This window comes from Pseudomonas trutticola BRTCR10 (assembly GCF_056155105.1).
Genome location: NZ_CM149552.1, coordinates 4,610,641 through 4,628,139 on the forward strand (window position 1 = coordinate 4,610,641; position 17,499 = coordinate 4,628,139).

Annotated in this window: 20 protein-coding genes; all 20 read right to left on the reverse strand. The window is 53.4% G+C overall.

Annotation, left to right across the window (positions count from 1 at the left end):
- Positions 1 to 24: 24 nt before the first annotated feature.
- Positions 25 to 2,172: a DNA polymerase gene (locus ACVVH8_RS20880; protein ID WP_475226099.1), complete on the reverse strand. Its 2,148-nt coding sequence runs from the start codon at positions 2,170 to 2,172 to the stop codon at positions 25 to 27.
- Entirely contained in the window at positions 2,159 to 2,602 is a 444-nt protein-coding gene (locus ACVVH8_RS20885; protein WP_475226102.1) for a hypothetical protein, read from the reverse strand. Before ACVVH8_RS20885 ends, ACVVH8_RS20880 begins: the two co-directional genes overlap by 14 nt.
- 90 nt (positions 2,603 to 2,692) lie before the next feature.
- Positions 2,693 to 2,887 (reverse strand): hypothetical protein, encoded by a 195-nt coding sequence (locus ACVVH8_RS20890; RefSeq protein ID WP_475226104.1) that lies wholly within the window; start codon positions 2,885 to 2,887, stop codon positions 2,693 to 2,695.
- Between the two features lie 11 nt (positions 2,888 to 2,898).
- Positions 2,899 to 4,590 carry a DnaB-like helicase C-terminal domain-containing protein gene (locus ACVVH8_RS20895; RefSeq protein ID WP_475226107.1) on the reverse strand — a complete coding sequence of 564 codons (1,692 nt, stop codon included), beginning with the start codon at positions 4,588 to 4,590 and terminating at the stop codon, positions 2,899 to 2,901.
- Positions 4,577 to 5,134 carry a hypothetical protein gene (locus ACVVH8_RS20900; protein WP_475226109.1) on the reverse strand — a complete coding sequence of 186 codons (558 nt, stop codon included), beginning with the start codon at positions 5,132 to 5,134 and terminating at the stop codon, positions 4,577 to 4,579. The genes ACVVH8_RS20895 and ACVVH8_RS20900 overlap by 14 nt, the downstream gene beginning before the upstream one ends.
- A 71-nt stretch (positions 5,135 to 5,205) precedes the next feature.
- Positions 5,206 to 5,652 carry a peptidoglycan recognition protein family protein gene (locus ACVVH8_RS20905; RefSeq protein ID WP_475226112.1) on the reverse strand — a complete coding sequence of 149 codons (447 nt, stop codon included), beginning with the start codon at positions 5,650 to 5,652 and terminating at the stop codon, positions 5,206 to 5,208.
- Positions 5,653 to 5,654: 2 nt separating this feature from the next.
- The gene (locus ACVVH8_RS20910) at positions 5,655 to 6,107 is read right to left on the reverse strand and encodes an endodeoxyribonuclease (RefSeq protein ID WP_475226114.1); all 453 of its coding nucleotides are present in this window, start codon (positions 6,105 to 6,107) and stop codon (positions 5,655 to 5,657) included.
- A gap of 2 nt (positions 6,108 to 6,109) precedes the next feature.
- Positions 6,110 to 6,820, reverse strand: coding sequence for a DUF2815 family protein (locus ACVVH8_RS20915; protein ID WP_475226116.1), 711 nt, complete (start codon positions 6,818 to 6,820; stop codon positions 6,110 to 6,112).
- Between the two features lie 452 nt (positions 6,821 to 7,272).
- Entirely contained in the window at positions 7,273 to 7,449 is a 177-nt protein-coding gene (locus ACVVH8_RS20920; protein WP_475226119.1) for a host cell RNA polymerase inhibitor, read from the reverse strand.
- An 11-nt stretch (positions 7,450 to 7,460) separates the two neighbouring features.
- The gene (locus tag ACVVH8_RS20925) at positions 7,461 to 8,156 is read right to left on the reverse strand and encodes a hypothetical protein (RefSeq protein WP_475226122.1); all 696 of its coding nucleotides are present in this window, start codon (positions 8,154 to 8,156) and stop codon (positions 7,461 to 7,463) included.
- Complete coding sequence (locus tag ACVVH8_RS20930) at positions 8,149 to 8,412, reverse strand: hypothetical protein (protein ID WP_475226124.1); 264 nt, start codon at positions 8,410 to 8,412, stop codon at positions 8,149 to 8,151. The genes ACVVH8_RS20925 and ACVVH8_RS20930 overlap by 8 nt, the downstream gene beginning before the upstream one ends.
- Before the next feature lie 159 nt (positions 8,413 to 8,571).
- Positions 8,572 to 9,606: an ATP-dependent DNA ligase gene (locus ACVVH8_RS20935; protein ID WP_475226127.1), complete on the reverse strand. Its 1,035-nt coding sequence runs from the start codon at positions 9,604 to 9,606 to the stop codon at positions 8,572 to 8,574.
- On the reverse strand, positions 9,606 to 9,884 hold the full coding sequence (locus tag ACVVH8_RS20940; protein ID WP_475226129.1) for a hypothetical protein: 279 nt from the start codon (positions 9,882 to 9,884) through the stop codon (positions 9,606 to 9,608). The genes ACVVH8_RS20935 and ACVVH8_RS20940 overlap by 1 nt, the downstream gene beginning before the upstream one ends.
- Positions 9,881 to 10,024 (reverse strand): hypothetical protein, encoded by a 144-nt coding sequence (locus ACVVH8_RS20945; RefSeq protein WP_475226131.1) that lies wholly within the window; start codon positions 10,022 to 10,024, stop codon positions 9,881 to 9,883. The genes ACVVH8_RS20940 and ACVVH8_RS20945 overlap by 4 nt, the downstream gene beginning before the upstream one ends.
- 132 nt (positions 10,025 to 10,156) lie before the next feature.
- A complete protein-coding gene (locus ACVVH8_RS20950; protein ID WP_475226134.1) occupies positions 10,157 to 12,847 on the reverse strand; it encodes a DNA-directed RNA polymerase in 2,691 nt (896 codons plus the stop codon).
- Between the two features lie 164 nt (positions 12,848 to 13,011).
- Entirely contained in the window at positions 13,012 to 13,407 is a 396-nt protein-coding gene (locus ACVVH8_RS20955) for a hypothetical protein (protein WP_475226137.1), read from the reverse strand.
- Positions 13,404 to 14,117 (reverse strand): 2OG-Fe(II) oxygenase family protein, encoded by a 714-nt coding sequence (locus tag ACVVH8_RS20960; RefSeq protein WP_475226140.1) that lies wholly within the window; start codon positions 14,115 to 14,117, stop codon positions 13,404 to 13,406. Before ACVVH8_RS20960 ends, ACVVH8_RS20955 begins: the two co-directional genes overlap by 4 nt.
- Before the next feature lie 60 nt (positions 14,118 to 14,177).
- Positions 14,178 to 14,624 carry a hypothetical protein gene (locus ACVVH8_RS20965; RefSeq protein WP_475226142.1) on the reverse strand — a complete coding sequence of 149 codons (447 nt, stop codon included), beginning with the start codon at positions 14,622 to 14,624 and terminating at the stop codon, positions 14,178 to 14,180.
- Positions 14,625 to 14,728: 104 nt separating this feature from the next.
- Complete coding sequence (locus tag ACVVH8_RS20970; protein ID WP_475226145.1) at positions 14,729 to 14,998, reverse strand: hypothetical protein; 270 nt, start codon at positions 14,996 to 14,998, stop codon at positions 14,729 to 14,731.
- A gap of 1,084 nt (positions 14,999 to 16,082) precedes the next feature.
- A complete protein-coding gene (locus ACVVH8_RS20975; RefSeq protein ID WP_475226147.1) occupies positions 16,083 to 17,366 on the reverse strand; it encodes a tyrosine-type recombinase/integrase in 1,284 nt (427 codons plus the stop codon).
- Between the last annotated feature and the right edge of the window lie 133 nt (positions 17,367 to 17,499).

The window sequence follows — 17,499 nt, forward strand, 5'->3', positions numbered from 1 at the left end:
GAGGCCCCGAAGGGCCAGGTTAAATTAGTGACATTCACGCCATGTAGGGCCAATCTTTCCTTCTGTGTCGAGGACACAGCGGAAGTCGAACGACTCGCCTACGTTGCGAATGGCTTGTTGAGCAGCGGCCACGCAGATTTCCCCAATCGCTTGGGTGCGGGCTGCAATTTGGAGTTCGTCGTGGACCCATGCCATGAAGCAGAAGTCGCCGTCCCAGCCGTGGATAAGGCCGTGGTCATCCATAAGGAGCCTTTCGGTTTCCACTACCCACGCCTTGCAGATGAGCGCACCGGCTGACTGAAGGAGTGTGTTAAGTGCGGAGTGCGGCGAGCGGACGTGGATCTTTCGGCCATCGAGACCTTTGATCCAACGGCGCTTCCATTTGATGTCGAACTTCTTAAGCGCTTGGTTCCACTTCTGGGAGGAGATGAGCGATTCTTCGAGGGCTTCACGCAGGGATTTAATGACCGGCGTACCTTCCAAGAAGGCTTTCTTCAGCTCCTTGCCCCGCTTCGCGCCACCACCAACGATCGATCCAATCTTGGCGTCACCTGCTCCGTACAGAAACGCATAGATGAACGTCTTGGCCATGTCGCGCCAACGGTCGTGTTCGTGATTCGCCTTGTCCCGGATGGTCGCCTGACAGATGCCAGCAGCGACACCGTTGGCCCAATGCACGTCACCGTTAAGGACCTGATCGGCATAAGCGCCTTCGTCATATTTGGCGCCGAAGTGGCCCAAACAACGCAGCTCAAGGCCACTCGCATCGACACCGACTTGAACGCAGTTTTCCCAGCCTTTGAACCGCTTCTGTGCGAACACAGCGCCAAACAGAGCGCGACATTCAGGACCATAAGGACTCTTCGCGCTGGGCACTTGGCCCATGTTTGGATAGCTGTGCGTAGCTCGCCCGGTAACCGCTCCGTTAGGGTTGATCGAACCATGCATAGAGCCGTCTGAATGGACCAAACGCATCCACGCGTTATCACCCTCAGCCAACATCCCGATTCTCTTTTGGATCATCAGGTAGTCACGAACCAGCGCAATGCATGCCTGAGCGTTGGGGTCATCGACGGTCACGCCTTCAAGGGTCTCGTCATCGACCTTCGGGGCACCCTTATCGGTGAACTCAGTGGGTTCCCACCCTGCCTCTTTGAGGACCTTGATGAGGTGCTGGCCCGACGCAGGGTTAAACGTGACGAATTCGACAGGCGTGTACGGTGCGCCCACGAAGGTTTCCCGTGTGTCCCGCGTCTTGCCGTTCTTCAGGAAGATGCCACCAACCTTCGGATATTTGACCCGAGGCATAGGGCGCCCGTCAGACCACTTTTCGAGAGGCTTGCCGGTCTTCGGATTGCGGAATAGCTCGGTGCCGCCCTTGGCTTGATACCAAGACCCGAAGGTCTGAATGAGCTTTACCAAGAGGTCAGAGCGTTGTCCTGCAAGGTCCGCATAGAGCCGCTCGGCGCCGTCAGAATCGAACGGGAAACCGTTGCGCTCCATCTGGGCCAAAGCCCACGCGGTGTCATGCTCAAGGTGGACTGCACGGATGGACTGCATCCAATGCTCACCATTTGGAGCCAGACCAGACGGGAAGTAGTAAGGATCGGACATCAGCTTTGTTACGAGCTTCGTCGTCACAACTACGTCCTGGACGCAATAGTCCTGCATGGCCTGTGACCAGTTGAGCCACTCCATGCCCTTCACGTAGGTCGTGCCATCGGCCAGACAGTGGGCTTTGAAGTCGGTCGTGTACTCGCCCTTCATCTCACCCAGTCGGTAACCCCAAGCTTCCAACGCATGGGACCCAAAACGGTTGCCGGGGAGCTTCCCTGTTCGGAGAAGGCCACCGTCAGTGTCGCGAAGGTTTGCGTGGATCAGACGGGACAGGACAAGGGTGTCCATTACTTTCTTGCGGGGGATATTCAAGCGCTTGCCGAAGTACTTGCGCTTCAGCTTGTCGAGTACCGGGATGTCGTACTTGATCCCGTTGTGAAACACGAGCAGGCCATCGGGCTTGGCTGCTTCGGCTTCGAGCTGAGCGATGTATGCCTTGAGGTCATTAGGCCCGTACTCGAAGACCTCGCCGGTGAAGTAGTCCTTGCTGACACCACAGTGGAACTTGCTGACATCCTCTAAGAGACCATCCGTCTCAATGTCAGAAGTCAGCATTGGACGTTACCTTGATGCAGCTCAGCGGCAGCCACAAACCTTGTGGACGTGACCCGACGTCGAAGTAGAAGTGAACAGCCCAACCCGAAAACCCTTTCAGCTTCTCGGACTGAGGGGATTTTTCCGCGATCCATTCAGCGGATGTCGCCCTGAAACTCATGTGACGGTACATATACGCTTGAAGGAAGTGTCCCGCAGGCAACGAGGTGACGCTGAAACGGGCGCCCTTACGCACAGGACATTCCCGTTTCTCAGGAGGCGTAATGAGTTCTTGAAGCTGCTCTTTGAACAACTGCAATTCGCTTTTAGCTGGGGCAAGCCAAAAGGTCGGCGTGCCAGCTTCTTGTTCATAGCGATACCCGAGCGATTCCAGCAGCGTTACAGCCAGTTCACCTTTGCGCAGGTGTGCGCGTACTTTTTGATTGTCCACAGTGAATCCTCCAAAAGAATTGGTGACGGGTTGGGTGTTTGAAGTAAGGTTGAACGAAGGGTCCCCAGAACGGAGACCCTTGAGTCACTCTTAGATCAGAGCGGAAACTTTGCGGGCCTCTTCGGCCAGCTTGTTGGACTCAGCAAGTGCAGCCTCGCCGCTCTTGTAGGAAGCAGCGGCCCGTTGGAACAGCTTGGTGGACTCTTTGGCCTTCAATGTCGAAGTCTTAGTCAGAGCAGCGGCCAGTTTCGACAGGGCGAATTTGTACAGTTTGATAATGGGCATAGAGGTTCTCCTTAATAGTCGGTTGGGGTTGATAGCTCTTTCTCTTCGCCCGCCCAGCCGGTCTCACCCTCAGGTGTCCAGCCATCGGGGGTCTCGTCGAGCCATCCAGTTTCTTTGTTGTAAATGAGGTAACCGGCTACGCCTGTGTCCCCAGTGAAGCGGCACTTCAAGACCCTGATCGTGACCACGTTGGGGAAGTCCCCTTGCTGGTTTCGCTCCATGGCAATGATGGTGTCGCTGAGTTGACGCAGAGACCCAGAGCCACGCAGGTCCGTGATGGAGACCTGACGGCCTTCTTCGTGAGCCTTACCTTTCTCGGGGTTCTTCAGGTGACAGATAACGACCATGAGGATGTCGTTGGTCTTGGCGAAGGTCTTCAGCTTGGTCATAAGGCGGTCGATGGTTTTACGCTCATCGCCGTTGTCATCCATGCCCGAAACCACAATTGAGATGTGGTCCAGCACGATCACTTTGCAGCCCTGCCCCTTGACCATGTAATGCAGCTTCGACATCAAACGGTCTTCTACGGATTCCGCGAAGGAGTCATAGAGGAACAGCTTGTCCGTCTCGAAGATGGCGTCAAAGGCCGCGTCAAACTCCTCCTCAGTCGTACCATCAGGGTTCTGGCGATAACGACGGCGAAGGTGCAGGCCCACAAGGTCCTCAACGGTTTCCTCAACGGACTCTTCGAGCATCGCAACGCCGACTTCAAGGCCGTGCGCTTGGAACCAGTTGTAGACGTTCTGCCTAACGAATGTTGACTTGCCCATGCCCGACCCGGAGGTCACCATCAGCACTTCGCCAGCTCGGGAATCCTTGGTCATGCGGCGCAGTTCGGTAGGGCCCGCCAATGGAATCCGGGGAATGTCCTGCTTGTTCTTGATGCGGTCCTTCAAGGACTTCGCTGAGACCACACCGTCAGGGATGAATGGAGCAGCGTTCCACATGGCATCCATCACAGCCTTAGCCTGGCCGTTCATGACGCACTCATTGGGGTCCTTCATGGGCAACACAGCAATTTTTACTTTGCCAGCCGGAAGAACCTCAGCCGCATCCATTGCAGCCGCTCGGCCTACATCATCCATGTCGAACATCAGAATGATTTCGTCGAACGTATCGAGGTACTCGTAGTTTTTCGCGCAAGATTTACGAGCTGAAGGAGCGCCAGTCGGCAGCGACACAACGGGGTATTTCCCGCCCTGCAACTGGGCCACGGTGAGGCAGTCAATCTCCCCTTCCGTGATGATGATCTTCTTGCCACCCGACCACAGATGCTTGCCGAAGAGGCAGTCAGCACCGTGTTTGCCGGTAGACGAAAAGTTCTTGTCAGCGTCTCGAATCTTCTGGCCGACCAAGTTCCCGTGTTCGTCGCGGTAGTCGGCAACCTGAATATTCTTCCCGCTGTGGGTCTTGCCTACCCAGTATCCATACTGTTTGCAGATAGCCTGTTGAAGGCCCCGCTTCGGCAAGTCTTGGAAGCGTCCTTGATGATCCTGCATGGACATCGTGCCGTCAGCGCGCTTGGTGTTCGCTCGGGTACTGTGCCCCTCGGAGCCATCGCCCGGCGTGCGGTGTTGGCACACAAAGCAATACGTGTGGCCGTCCGAGTAAGTGGCCATGCCGTCACTGGATGAACACTCCTCAATATTCGTGCAGGGGCCTTTGTGCAGCAGCTCGCTTTCGGGGTATTCAGTAGAGTCCATCAGGACCACCGACAGGCGCGTCTAAGGACTCCCCGGTGGCCCGCCGCCAAGCAAGGTCAAACCACTTCTCTTCCATCTTGGCCGCACGCTGACCACGAGCGTCATCCCGTAGACGGACCAGATTGGACCAGTGATGGTCGCCCATGAAACGCACATATGCCGCCTCGATCCCCCGGTGAATCCCAACGATGGCGAACTGATTCAGGTTGTAATCAAACTTTTGGATTGCCTCAGACACACAGTCGGTGTCGTACAGAATCACGTCGATGTCACAACCTTCGATCTTCCAAACACCCGCCAGACGGTCCGAGTCGGAGCCTGTGTGGTACTTGGGGAATTTCTTGAAGTCGAGAGCCGCACCTTCGAGAACTTCAGTTACTTTCTCGTGGTCGACACCTGCGCAAATTACGTCGACATCCTTTGGGGCAACTCCAAAGAAGATGTCACGAGCAGCACCGCCAGCGATAATCGCGGAGACTCCGTGAGAGTGAAGCAGTTGGACGATATCGAAAGCCCCTTGCAAAGTTGCCCGATTAACAGACATAGATAATCCTCCTAACTTAAGAGGTGAAATTGCTGTTAAAGCGAGCCAAGAGGCCCGCCTAACAATTGTGTTTAATGCTTAGTGCGGGACTTGAGCCAAGTTGCAACGTCAAAAGACGGGCAGGCTTTACCGCTATCAAGATCGCGATGTCCGCAAATACGAGCATTCGGATACAGGACGGTGGAAACTTCCGAGACGAGGCCTTCAAGGGCTACCCATTGGGCGTCCGTGAAGTTATTTTGCGGTGTACCTACATCGTCAATACCACCAACCATGCAGATTCCCAGAGATTCAAAATTGTGCCCCTTTACATGGGACCCAACGACATCATGAGGACGGCAAGTTTCTACAGTGCCGTCGCGTCGAATGATGTAGTGATAGCCAACATCAAGCCAACCTTGTTGCACATGCCATTGGCGAATCTCACGCAGACCAATATTCATAGAAGGCTTGGTTGCTGCGCAGTGAATAACGATAAGGTTCGTCACCTCCCGCTTATTGAATTGGACACGAGCCATACTTACGCTCCTTTCTCTTTCAGAACCCCTTCAGGAATCTGTTTCTTCTTCTCCTTCATCCAAGCCAATGGAACTAACTTGTCTGCGAATTGAATACCATGTTTCTCACACCACGCACCGTAGGTAGTAGGTGAACCCTTGTAGAGCTTGGCCCTGCTCGACGAGAAGACCAGACGGATATCAAGCTCGGGATACTGTTCACGAAGCAACAAGTGTTTCTTGCGGTCATCAACTTCCCATATGCCCTTGCACTCAATGATTATTCCGTTACCCAGAATGAAGTCCGGTAGGTACTTAGCAGTTCTGGCGGGGATCGTGTAATTGATCCAATGTTGTTCAAAGGTGTAGGGAATACCGTGCTTGTCCATCAATTCGCTGTTCTTCTCTTCCAGACCCGAACGGAAGGCCGCTTGTGAAGCCCTCCGGGGTCCGGCATAGCGGCCACAACCGGCCACTATTAGAAGTCGCCGTCGTTGTCTGGGATATCTTCATCGACGTGACCGCGAGGGCCTTCTGACCGATCTTCTTGCCACTCACCAGAGTCATCACTCGAATAGCCACCCTCCTCAGCCTCATCGCCCCAGTCGTCTCCACCTGCGTATTCCTTCAGAGTAATCAGCATCACGCTGTCAATTTGCAGCTTGACGGAAGCACCGGCCACGTTCGACCAGCCATAAGGGAGCAGAGAGAGCTTTACTTTCAGCTCAGAGCCACCTGCAATGGCGGGAACGTTGTCGATACGTTTGCCTTTTGCGTCCACAACTTTAAGCGGAAGCGCTTTGGATTGTGGGGGCTCAGTTTTCTTGTCCAGATACGAGGCGTAACCTTTAATCTTGAAGGTCACTGTGCCGTCATTATTTTCGGAGAACGGCATGTCACCTTCATATGGTTCCAGCAGTTTCTTGCCGCGCTGAAGTTTCTTTTCCAGTTCAGGACGTTCTTCCTCGAATTTCTTTACGAGGGCAGCATAGTTAACTTCGTGAGCCTTAATGATCCTGTCGATCAATGGTTGAGCGTCACGAGACGGAACAGTCAAGTTAACTTTCCACTCGCCACGAGGATTAGCGAAACCACGATCAGGATTGCCGTAGTCGGGCTTTTGAATGGCGCAGTATGGTTCTGCGATACCCTTTGGAGTTGTGAGAATTTCTTTGCGTGGACCTGCCATAGAGTTATGCCTCCTTGTTAAATTAAGAACACAGAAATCCACCGAGACAAACTAAGTCTCGGAATGGTCTGCTTTAAGTGGGGGTTTTTGTTGTTACCGGAACGATGGGCGCTTGATGCCTACCGTCTGCTCTTGGAGTTCTTCTCGGCTGATCGCCATTGAGATTTCTTGAGCCGGGGACTTTTTGATAGATCGATACACGGAGTACACGACCGACTTGAAGTGCAAGTTGAGGAAGGGTTTAGGAAACCTCCATACATCGTGCTTAAAATGAGGTTGAATCTGTGACACTTGGGCAAGTTCCAACAGGGTCAGCTCTACTAACTCACGTTGCTTATCGGTCATCAGGCGTTCATATAGAACACCAGCCAGACCACTTTGGCGAACATGACTGTAGTTATTGAGGTGCAAGAAGCCATCCGGCTTTGAGCGGGTGTTACCTTGGGCCAGCCTCACAGCGTCACCGTGAAGCGTGAAGTATCAGGCGCTACTACAGGGCGAATACGTGTTACTTTCGCGTTGGTAAACATAGTTTCGGTTTGGGCCCATGCAGAGTCCAGGCTAACCGCATAGACAGTTACTTCATCTACATGGTCGTCAATCTGCACAGTGGCCTTAAAGGTCTTCATAGCTTGTTCCATTAGTTGATTACTCCCTGTTCTTTAAGTTGGTCGAGCATTGCCCACGGCTCTCCGAGGCGATTCACTACAAGAGCGTCGAAGGGATGCGCCATCAGGGCGATGTCAGAAATGTGATAGGTCGGATCGTCAACGCCGGGGATGAACCAGTCGCGGACAATTCGCACTGTGCGCACCTTGGGAATACTCCAAGAGAACGCATGAGGATTTGGCTGCTTGGTATGCGGGCCTTTCGTTAGCGCCTCAAATTCGTTCGGCAAACGCAAATCAGTAACCACTACATGATCCACACCGAGGTCGAGGCCTTTGCGAACCTCACTCATGCCAAGGTCAAGCCAGACGTTCGGTTCCTTGCAGAACTCACGGCAAAACTCGGTTCCGTACTTTTGAAGGTGCCAGCGAAGTGACCTTGGAGCATCACAGTCTTCAGCGTGTAGGAAGTTCCGGTAGTCGCTTGGTGGTAGGGAGTGGATGCGAAGTTGTTCTTGAGGTTTGTCCTTAAGGCTCTTGTGCATGGCCTTCTCATAGACCACGGCGAGGGACTCTTCGGAACCTGCCAGAACGGCCGCACATTGCTTCTTCAGGATGTCCGCAAAGGCAACCCGAAAGACCGTGCGACCTTCGGACTCCAGCAGACCAATTAGGGTGTCCTTGCCGGACTTCCCACGGATGCTGTTCAAGGCCAGTAAGTCAGTCATTCACGACCTCCTTAATGACCTTCCAGACCAGCGCACAGCGGGCCCAATTACCTGTGTACGGCGTTAGCTTCACTCGGCCCAACTTACGGGCGTTCGCACAAGTCGCTTTGGTCACGAGGAACGTATCGCCGTCGCTCGCGTCCTTGAGGACCTTGTTGTATGGCTTCAAGGCCACATGGTTGATTGCCCGGTTGATGCGGACCGTATAGGCCAGCGCTTTAACGCCTTTGTTGTGGTGCAGGAATGTTTCGGCCACGCAGGGACCTCCTTCGGGTAGGTGATGTGGTTGGGTGCTTTAAGTTGATTCAGTTACGGCGCGGGTCTTTCCGATCATCCGTACTGAACGCAATGCACTGCACGATCAGGCCGTAGAACAGAAATGAGCCAAGAGCGATACCGCCGATGTCGTACATAGTCACTCCTTGATTCTTGGGTCCGAGATGCCCCGGAAAGAATCGAAAGATGGGTGACGCAGAGAACCGTCCGGGTAGCGCTCCATAAAGGTCACCTTTACGGTGTGGCCTTCGTAGGGGTTTAAGACATGAGGCTGGGCTTCTCGGAAAACCGCTTCGTATTGCGTCGGGTTGTTCCAAGTGGCCGCAATCACTGCCGCTGTGAACTCCTCCATGAGCTTCTTGCTGATCTTGCAGGCATTCACAACGTGCCCAGACTCAAGGAGAACCTCGAAGCCGATCACCTTGCCCTCATTAGCCAGGCCTTCAGAGCCCCAGACCAGACCAACCACCTTTCCGTCTTCGTTATCGTTCGGGGTCATCTTCCACATGCCGTTAACCTTCGAGCGCTTCCAGACACCGTTAGGGTCCTTCAACACGATCCCTTCAAGCTTCCGCTCACGGACTGCGCCATAGAACGCCTCGACCTCGACCATGCTGAAGCAATCGAGGGACTCAACGACTGACCACGCGATTTCAGGGAAGCGCTCTTGAAGCAGCTTCACTTGATACTCAACGTGGTACTTCATGACGCTGTGCGTCACGTCGTAAGTTTCACCGGAGCGAATTACAGACATCGGGACGATCCCGAAAACGATAACTTTCAAGCGGCTCAGACTGATGTCTTCATGACGGCGCAAAGTCCCGGAGATGTCTTTGCAGGGCAAGTCATCAATACGCAACTCAGCGTCCAGCATGAAACCTTCAGGAAATAGCGCCTCGTCGAACTCAAAGAACTGGCCCCAACGCTCGTCGAACGACAACGGCTGATGATGGTTTTCAGCGAGTAACGCTGGGAAGTGTTTACCCTCACGAGAGAGCCAGTCCGTACCCCAGTAACCGTCAATATCAGGGCGAACACACAAGTTCAACCTGACCCCATCTTCTTTTACATCAGCGATCAAATAGGTTTCTTCGAGAATCTTCAAAAGCGCCTTTTCGTTGAAGTCCACTGGACGATGTGGATTAGTTGCAATGATTACTTCTTGAGCGGCCATTATTTAGCTTCCTTGCTGAGGAGTTGAACCTTCGTGATGGTGTTCGAGATGGCGCGTTTAACTTTCATCTCAACGGTGTCATTCAGAAACTTTGCAAACTGCTCGCAGCGGTTAGCGTCGTTCTTGGCTGTAATAAATCGAAGGGAACGAAGTTCACGCTTATCGACAAGCTGTGTCTGCGGGACACCTTGCGCACCTTGAACAGTGATAACCGTGTCGAAGCGGAAGGTTTTCTTGTCGAGCTTTGAATACGAAGTGCGGACAGTGATTTGGCTCATTCTGCCGACTCCCAGTTATGGCGGGCTTGACGCTGCACTTTGTTCAACTTACCGCGACGGCTCCGTACTGCTTCCATCTCTTCTTCTGGACGGCGCTTAGAGGTGCGGGCATTGCGTTGAACGGCTTGAGTGGACTGCATCGAAAAAACTCCTGAAATAGGGAAAGGTTGGTTGTGCTTTAAGTGGGGGTTTTTAAATTTCAGGCACTAAAAAGCCTCACGAGACGGTTAATCTCAGTGAGGCTCTGTTGTGCTTTTAGTGGGGGTTTTTAATTAGGCGAACGCAAATTCGCTCTCCAGAATCTTGGAGATGTCCAAGGTCCCTTTGGTTGGCAGCGGCGGCATTTTGTCCAATTGTGTTTCGTGTAGCTGCTCCATGAACTGTTCACGGAAGTCGTCGAGGACATCGTTTTCGGTGTACGTCTCAACCATCGTTTCCCGTACGGCCTTGAACATCTTCCCGGCCTTCGCTGGGATGGTGCCGAAGCTGTCATGGATCAACGCGAAGAACTCTACGCCGTAGCACTCCGAAGCCTTTACGACTGTCTTGCGAAGGTGGGACCCGTCTTGGCTGTGTACGAAGTTCGGAGAGATACCCGACTCCTGCTTAGGCCCGTCGATTACGTCCGAGTCCTTAATATTCACAGTGGAGCGCAGGCGGATTGTCCCGAGAAACATCAGCTCAACCCGGCGTTGGATTGGCTTCATGTACTCCTGCCACACAGGGAACCCGTCGGGCGTCACCCAGTAAACAGGCATGCAAGGCTTCAGGATTTCCGGCTCAGGGTTCTTCTTGGTCTTCTTGGTCGCAGTAACCTCAGTAGCCAGTAGCTTTGCCGCTTTCTGTAGCCACAGCATGGCCTCAACGGCCTTCACCACGACCACACTCACAGAGTCCCAAATCATATTGGCCATGTAGCGTGCACACTGCTGTGCATCAGGGAACCACTGAGCGCCGTCACCTTCGTCAATCGCTGGCTGAATAATGTCGTCGCGGACCTGATCGGTGAACCCGAAGGCCTTTGAGCCATACGCCAGTGTCATCACAGAACGCTTGGTCACCTTGCGGCTGATCCCGTAGCCCATCCAGCCCTGTGCAAGTGTCCGAGCACCCAGAATGCGGCGCTCTGTAATCTCACCGGTCTTTTCGTTGGTGATGAGCTGCACACTGTCTTCGGTGCCTTCGATCAGGTCCTTTTTGACCTTCTCAATGACCTCCTCAGCCACCAGCCGATAGATGTCCTGCACTTCATCAGAAGGAAGCAGGTTCACCGCGCGACCGCCCCGCTCGTCTCGCAACATTGCCGAGAAGTGTTGAATTCCCGAGCAGGAGCCATCAAACGCAATCGGTAGAGCCGACTCCCAGAGTTCACCATGCTCGACCACACCAGCCCACTCAAAGCAGAACGCCAAGAAGCAGAACGGGGAATCCATCTTGGTCCACTCAGGCTGGCCAAGCGGGTCCCGAGCAATCTCAAGAATCAGCTCTTCGTTGTCCTCAACCCACTTCTTCCGCTGACTGAAATCAACCTTATCGACGCCCGCACAGTTGGCTCCGTGGATCTTGAGCCACTCGATCCCATCCTTGCCTACAGGCTCCGCAACGGAAGCCATGAGCATCCCCTTCGTCATATCGTTGCCCTGGGGGTTGAACGACGGGATTGCGTAAACACGGCCACGCCAATCGAGGTTGTACGGGAAGTAGATGGCCTCGTAATCAGCAAACTTCTCGGCCTGCTCAATGATGAACTCATAAGACAGGCGACGGCTTACACGGGCACGGTCACGGCGATAGACACCGGCTGCTTCTTTCTTCCACGCCTTCAGAACCACAGGGTCATCGCCCATGCCCTCAGGCTGGATCGGCAGTTCTTCACGGTCAGCAGTTGGGAACTTGTCGATAGGGACGTGTTTCCACTTCATGACCGCTTTGGCGACTTCAAGAACCTTCGTGTTGACCTTCCATGCAGAGGCCTGCGCGATGTTGACCGCCTTATAGACCTCGGGCATGGACACGTCACGGTAACGCTGAAGGGCACGCTTCGAGCGGACACGAATCAGTGGGATAGGCTTGCGGCCCTTGGCCCAGTAGCCCCCCCCAATCATCTTGGTCCACTCTTTTGGTGGGACAATCATTGGCTGGTGACGTGGAGTAATTCCGGCCAGAGAGAAGGCCCGGTTGCACAGCTTGTCGGCCCACGCTTGGGTCAGGTAGATGAACTCCCCGTCCAGCTTTATGTTGCCGGCGTTTTCACGCTTCATCTCGACCAGCTGAGTGGACTCAATGAGCAGCTCTAACAGGCGGATGCCCATGTGGTACGCCACGTCATTGTCAACGGAGTCCCATGAGGTCCACGACGATTCAATCTCGTTAGCCTCCTGCATGTGCGCCTCAACCTTCTCAAGGAATTTGACCTTGTAGGTGTGGCCGTTGCGCTTGTTGAGAGCCTTGCGGATGTTCTTGTTGAAGTGTTCGGCCTCCTGCTCACGGATTCGGCCAAAGCGGGCTTCCTCCTCAAGACCACGACCCAGCGCTACGGCCAGACTCTGCACGCTTTGAGGGCCCTTCTTAGCCACGGTGTTCAGCACGATTTTCACAGTGATGGCCGCGACGTTTTCCGACTTGACCATTTGGAAGAACTGAAGACCTACATGCTTACGGCGAACCTTCGTTACTTGGTGTTCAACCCAGTTATCAAAGGCAGTCATCATCATGGGAACAAGCGAGGTCAATACGTGTTTTGCGGTCGCGTTATCTGCAAACTCACCGCGATCAATCTGACGCTCAAGTGCTTTATGAAAGCGGTCTTCGCCAAGCGTGTAGGCTTCATGCTCAAGAGAGAGCTGGGTTGCAGCAAGTTCAGGCCCGTACATCCCTGAAAGAGTTTCAAAAGCCCATGAAGCCTTGTCTTTAATATCACTGAAGTCGTGTTTAGTTGGTTGAATTTGGCTTTCTGCGGACATGGAGATCCCTTAGAGGCCCTTTAAGGCCTCCAACTAATTAGTTAGGTGTTTTGCTGAATCGAGAGCGCAGAGGTCCGCAAAGAGGACTTAAAGAAGTCTCTAAGGGTTAAGGCTCATAGAGGGACAGCGGTTTTAGTGGGGGTTTTTAAACCGGCGGGATTGGATCAGATAGAAACTGCCTCGATGCGACCAGTGATGTCAGTGATTAAGTAGATGAACTCTTTGAACTCGGGTTCGCCGTATGGAGTTAAGGCTTGCACTGCGTAGCTCTCTTGGGAAATCGTCAGAAAGTTTGGCGACATCTCACACCAGAGACGCGTTACATAACGACCACACGGACCTACTCCCAACTTGAACTCACAACGCTCTACACGCGAAGCGAACTCCCCACGACATTCTTGGTATCGAGGTATTGCCGCCAAGAAACGAAGTTTAATTACAGGCTTGCCAAATGGTGGCGCTATGCTACCCTTTGGTTTCGTCACTGTTTGCTCCGCTCTTAGTTGGGTGTTGCACTGGTGCGTCTTGATGAAGCTTCCCGAGACAAAAGAAGGATTCATTTAACTTCGCTCCAATGAACCAACAAGTTCCGCTCACCTGCCGTTACAGGCATTCCGTAGTGCCGATTAGCTTTACCGTTAAAGAACATCCCATGACCTACAGGCAACTGCGGGACCATGATGTTTTCCGTAAAGGGACCTGTATGAACCAAAGTTCCGCCGCCCTCGTGAGTTGCTGTTAGTGCAACCACCAGAGTTACGTCCGAGTCTTTATCGTTGTGCCAGTGGCCACGCGGAGTGTTCTCAGTCGTGTACTGCGCTGCCTGAATGGTCTTGATAACGCTCGGGTCTTGACCCATCAGAACCTTGGCTAAAGGAATCGCCGCGTTTGCCCAGAGGCTGTACAGGCAGTCAAACAGGGGGCGGCACTCAGTCAGAAAGGTGACTTCAGGAATCTGTGCCTCTACTGGCTCCTCCTCGTTCACGCTGTACTCCATGCAATCCAGCTCAAGCATGAGGTCCTTGCAGAACGCCTCAGAGAGGTACGGAAAGGAGTAGATGCCGTGGCCGTGATGGGTGACCACGTTTAACGCTTGGGCCCATGCAGAAGTCGCCGAGTAATCAGCAGCGCTCAGAGGCTCAACCTCTTCAGCGTGGTCAGCCATCTCCTTGATGATGTCGAGAACGTCTCGAAGATCTTTGTGATACTTGTCGAGCGATGAATAGGCCGTCAGGGCCTTGCTCAGTACATGGTTTTGTCCGTGGTGCATGTGATCCTCTCTGCTGTATGAACGTACATGTTAATGCATTTACGCAATGAATTTATGCACTTATGCATATTTTCGATCAAAGCCCTCGGCCCGATCCCCTACGAAGCCCTTTAGCGGAAACCCCAGCCAGTTACAGGCGCGCTGAAAAAATGTTGAGGCTTTGCGTTTTGCTTCCGCTTCGCGAGCGTCCAGGATGATGTCCAGTGGATGAGCTGGCAGGCGATACAGAGCGGCATTGAGTCCAGAAAACTCACGTTCATCAGCACGCGACCAATGGAACAGCGCCGCTTTCAAAAGGTGGTGACCAATCTCCTGCATGGTGTCCGTGAGGAACTGAAAATAGAGACGGTTGTCGTCGTCCCGCTTGATGTCCACGCGCAACCACTGACGGTCACGGCGATTAGTGACGTACTGAGCGAGGCCGGTCTTCAAGGCGTCCTGCATGGCCCCGAGGATGTTGTTGGCGACTTTGGCGCTGGTGAAGTTGGTCAGGTTGTAAATCTGCATGGGTATTGCTCCTAAGAGGCCCCGATCAACGCATCAAACGTGTTTATCAGGGCGTAGCTATCCCGGTTTCCCGGCGCGATTCTGTATTTAAAGGTGGCTGTGGCTTACTGAGTTTTATTGGTGCTGTAAGGCAGGAAAACGTGGACGTAAAGGCCGTCTTTGAGGTACCCAGCTACGGTTTCTGTGTAGCGGTTGTCAGAGGCAGGAACCCAACCAAGTTTGGCGCACAGAGCCTTGGCGGCTGCGATGTGGTTGCCCTTGATGCTAAGGCCGTTATTCCAAGTTACGACCACAGAGCCAGCCTCGGCGGTTGCTTTGATGCGGGAGGCCTTTGTGTTGGTTGGCGAAACGAATTTGGTAGTGATTGCTTGCATGGACTAACCCTCAATACACGCACAAAACGTGTTTATCTAAATGTAGTAAGCGGGCCACTTGCGTGGTGAGCCGCCAATGTACGCACGAAACGTGTTTATGTCAACGCACAAAACGTGTTTATCTACATAAAATAAAACCCGCTCGACTCCTACAGGGTTTCGGTGGGTTTTTACGCTGCTTTTAGTGGGGGTTTTTAAATCAGCATCAGTAGATTGGGTGCTTTTCTAAGGCAGCACAGAGCGCTAAACGGGTCTCCTCACGGGTCACCCTCATGGATAACGCCAAGCAAAGCCACGAGCCAAACTCAATGGCCCGATAGGCCCTCCCGTACGCGTCTTGGTAGCTGAAACGCTTAGCGACCATCACACGCCCAGCCATCCAAGTCCCGCCCATTTCGTGAAGCACACCACCATGCACGAGGTCGTCTAAAGCCTTGTCGATAGTCCTCAAGAGATCGGAATGGGTCCTAACACTTGGTGAGCGTTCATGAAGTGTCAGTGAGTCCATGTGCAGTATGGGTTGAGGTGCTTGCATGTCTTCAAAATCCTAATAGAGCTGTCATCCGTGGGAAAGCTTGAACGAGCTTAATGACCCCGTAGAGGACAGCGGCACTGAGGACCCATGCGGCGACTGTAAGTGCTCTATCCATGGGTCACTCTTGGTGCAATGTGAATGCTTGAGCAGTACCGCCCAGCACGTACCAACAATTTCGGTTAAGGCCTGACTCTTTGGAAATCTTCACGGCTGTGATGCCATCAGCGCCTTGTGCGTAAGCTGCGATCTTAAGATCTGTTAGGACAGCAGCCTCATTAGGTGCCTCCTCCACAAAACTCCTGTGACATCTCCCCGCTGAGACCTCATTCACCACTTGGGCGCCTGTAGGCAGAGCGTCGTAGACCTTAACGGTTCGGACCGCCTCTCTCTGATCCTTCAGGCTCGCATACGATTGCTCATTGCCGACTTGCAGATTAGAGGAGTGGCTTCCGCATCCTTGTAGTAGGCCAATTACTAAAGCAGCAAGGCCAACAGCAGATAAGCGCATCAAATGAAGCTCCCTAATTAGAAAGCCTCGGATGATATCAGTCAGGCACTGAGAGGTGCGACGGGCTTAAATACTCCCTCAATGACATCCGCCAGAGTCCCTACCGGAATAGCAGATCCTCCGTAGGTATCGTATGCCAATGTGCCACTCGAATGACCTAAGAGAGCCTGTGCGAATGCTACGGGAACGCCTGCAACCTTGAAGGATGAGGCCATGTGGTGACGGAGAGAATGCAGGGTCTGATTCTCTGACTTGTTAGGGAGGACCTCGCGAACCATCACACCGAGAGCTTTGCGTGCCTGGATGTTGTTGACCTCGGCATAGACAGGTAGAGGCGGCTTCGGGCCCTTCAAGGCCTCAGAGAACGCCTTAAGGTCGAAGCCCAACACGCCATCCACCAAGGGCACTACACGGACGCTGTATTTGTTCTTAACGGACTGCCCCTCTTCCTCCTCTCGAATGCTTATGCAGAGATGTCCATCAACCTCAGGGAAGTCATTGCGCGTCAGTTGGGTAATTTCACGAGCCCGAGCGCCTGTGATGGCCAGCAATGAGAGGCCCCACCGCTCCCAACTATCGTTAGGGAGAGTATTAGCGTGAGCCATTAGGCTTTCTACTTGGGAGCGCTCAAAAGGGATCCGAGAGCTTTCAGCGCCCTTCGTGAGCTTGAGCTTGGAGGTGTAAGCCTTTGAGAGATAGTCGTTATCGACTGCCCACGTCATCACCGTCGTAAACTGAGTGATTAGATTGTTCACTGTCGAGGCCTTACGGCTCTCTAACAGCTCATCACGCATAGCTACGAGGTCAGCTCGCGAATGCCTCCTAAGGTCCGACGTCCCAGTCACCTCAAACGCCTCGCTAACCTGTTTGTAATTGGTTTTGTAACCATCAATAGTGGACTTCTTAACGTCCCCTTCTTTCTCCTTCAGGTAAACAGGCCATAGGTCGTCCCAATGGAGAGCTTCACGAGTAGCTTTAAGAGATTCTGCCGGTCCAGCGCCTACGATCCCATCGAGGCTATCAACAATGTCTACGAGGTCCGCTGAGTCGCCATAGAGTCTCTTGGTGGCTGCTTCGAGAACACGCTTAGCTCCGACGACCCCTCTGTGTTGATTCATGGTCAAGGGAAGAGTTGAGGCCGCATTGCTTAGGCTCACACTTAGGTCCGTGTAGATAGTCTCGTAGGCCACCAAGGACTTATCGGTATGAGCAGCGGTTAGGGCCTCTTGAGCGACAACCGAGAGACGTGTGTGGATGTCTGCCCATGATGTCTCAGGGTTGCCCAAATGGAATACTGCAAGGGCTGCAAGGATGTCTTTACTCAACTCTGTGGCTCGTGTGCGCTCTGTGGTGCGTAAGGATACCGTGAAGAGGTTCTTTGTGGACCCTACAGGGCGCATACGCAGGTAGTAGACCCCTTCCCGCCTATACAGATAGGGACGGGCAAGGACAGTTTGT

Coding starts and splice junctions, on each gene's coding strand:
- ACVVH8_RS20965 (WP_475226142.1), bottom strand. CDS start 14,624: ATGCAGATTTACAACCTGACCAACTTCACCAGCGCCAAAGTCGCCAAC.
- ACVVH8_RS20960 (WP_475226140.1), bottom strand. CDS start 14,117: ATGCACCACGGACAAAACCATGTACTGAGCAAGGCCCTGACGGCCTAT.
- ACVVH8_RS20920 (WP_475226119.1), bottom strand. CDS start 7,449: ATGAAGACCTTTAAGGCCACTGTGCAGATTGACGACCATGTAGATGAA.
- ACVVH8_RS20880 (WP_475226099.1), bottom strand. CDS start 2,172: ATGCTGACTTCTGACATTGAGACGGATGGTCTCTTAGAGGATGTCAGC.
- ACVVH8_RS20900 (WP_475226109.1), bottom strand. CDS start 5,134: ATGTCTGTTAATCGGGCAACTTTGCAAGGGGCTTTCGATATCGTCCAA.
- ACVVH8_RS20955 (WP_475226137.1), bottom strand. CDS start 13,407: ATGAATCCTTCTTTTGTCTCGGGAAGCTTCATCAAGACGCACCAGTGC.
- ACVVH8_RS20950 (WP_475226134.1), bottom strand. CDS start 12,847: ATGTCCGCAGAAAGCCAAATTCAACCAACTAAACACGACTTCAGTGAT.
- ACVVH8_RS20970 (WP_475226145.1), bottom strand. CDS start 14,998: ATGCAAGCAATCACTACCAAATTCGTTTCGCCAACCAACACAAAGGCC.
- ACVVH8_RS20890 (WP_475226104.1), bottom strand. CDS start 2,887: ATGCCCATTATCAAACTGTACAAATTCGCCCTGTCGAAACTGGCCGCT.
- ACVVH8_RS20915 (WP_475226116.1), bottom strand. CDS start 6,820: ATGGCAGGTCCACGCAAAGAAATTCTCACAACTCCAAAGGGTATCGCA.
- ACVVH8_RS20905 (WP_475226112.1), bottom strand. CDS start 5,652: ATGGCTCGTGTCCAATTCAATAAGCGGGAGGTGACGAACCTTATCGTT.
- ACVVH8_RS20940 (WP_475226129.1), bottom strand. CDS start 9,884: ATGAGCCAAATCACTGTCCGCACTTCGTATTCAAAGCTCGACAAGAAA.
- ACVVH8_RS20895 (WP_475226107.1), bottom strand. CDS start 4,590: ATGGACTCTACTGAATACCCCGAAAGCGAGCTGCTGCACAAAGGCCCC.
- ACVVH8_RS20925 (WP_475226122.1), bottom strand. CDS start 8,156: ATGACTGACTTACTGGCCTTGAACAGCATCCGTGGGAAGTCCGGCAAG.
- ACVVH8_RS20935 (WP_475226127.1), bottom strand. CDS start 9,606: ATGGCCGCTCAAGAAGTAATCATTGCAACTAATCCACATCGTCCAGTG.
- ACVVH8_RS20945 (WP_475226131.1), bottom strand. CDS start 10,024: ATGCAGTCCACTCAAGCCGTTCAACGCAATGCCCGCACCTCTAAGCGC.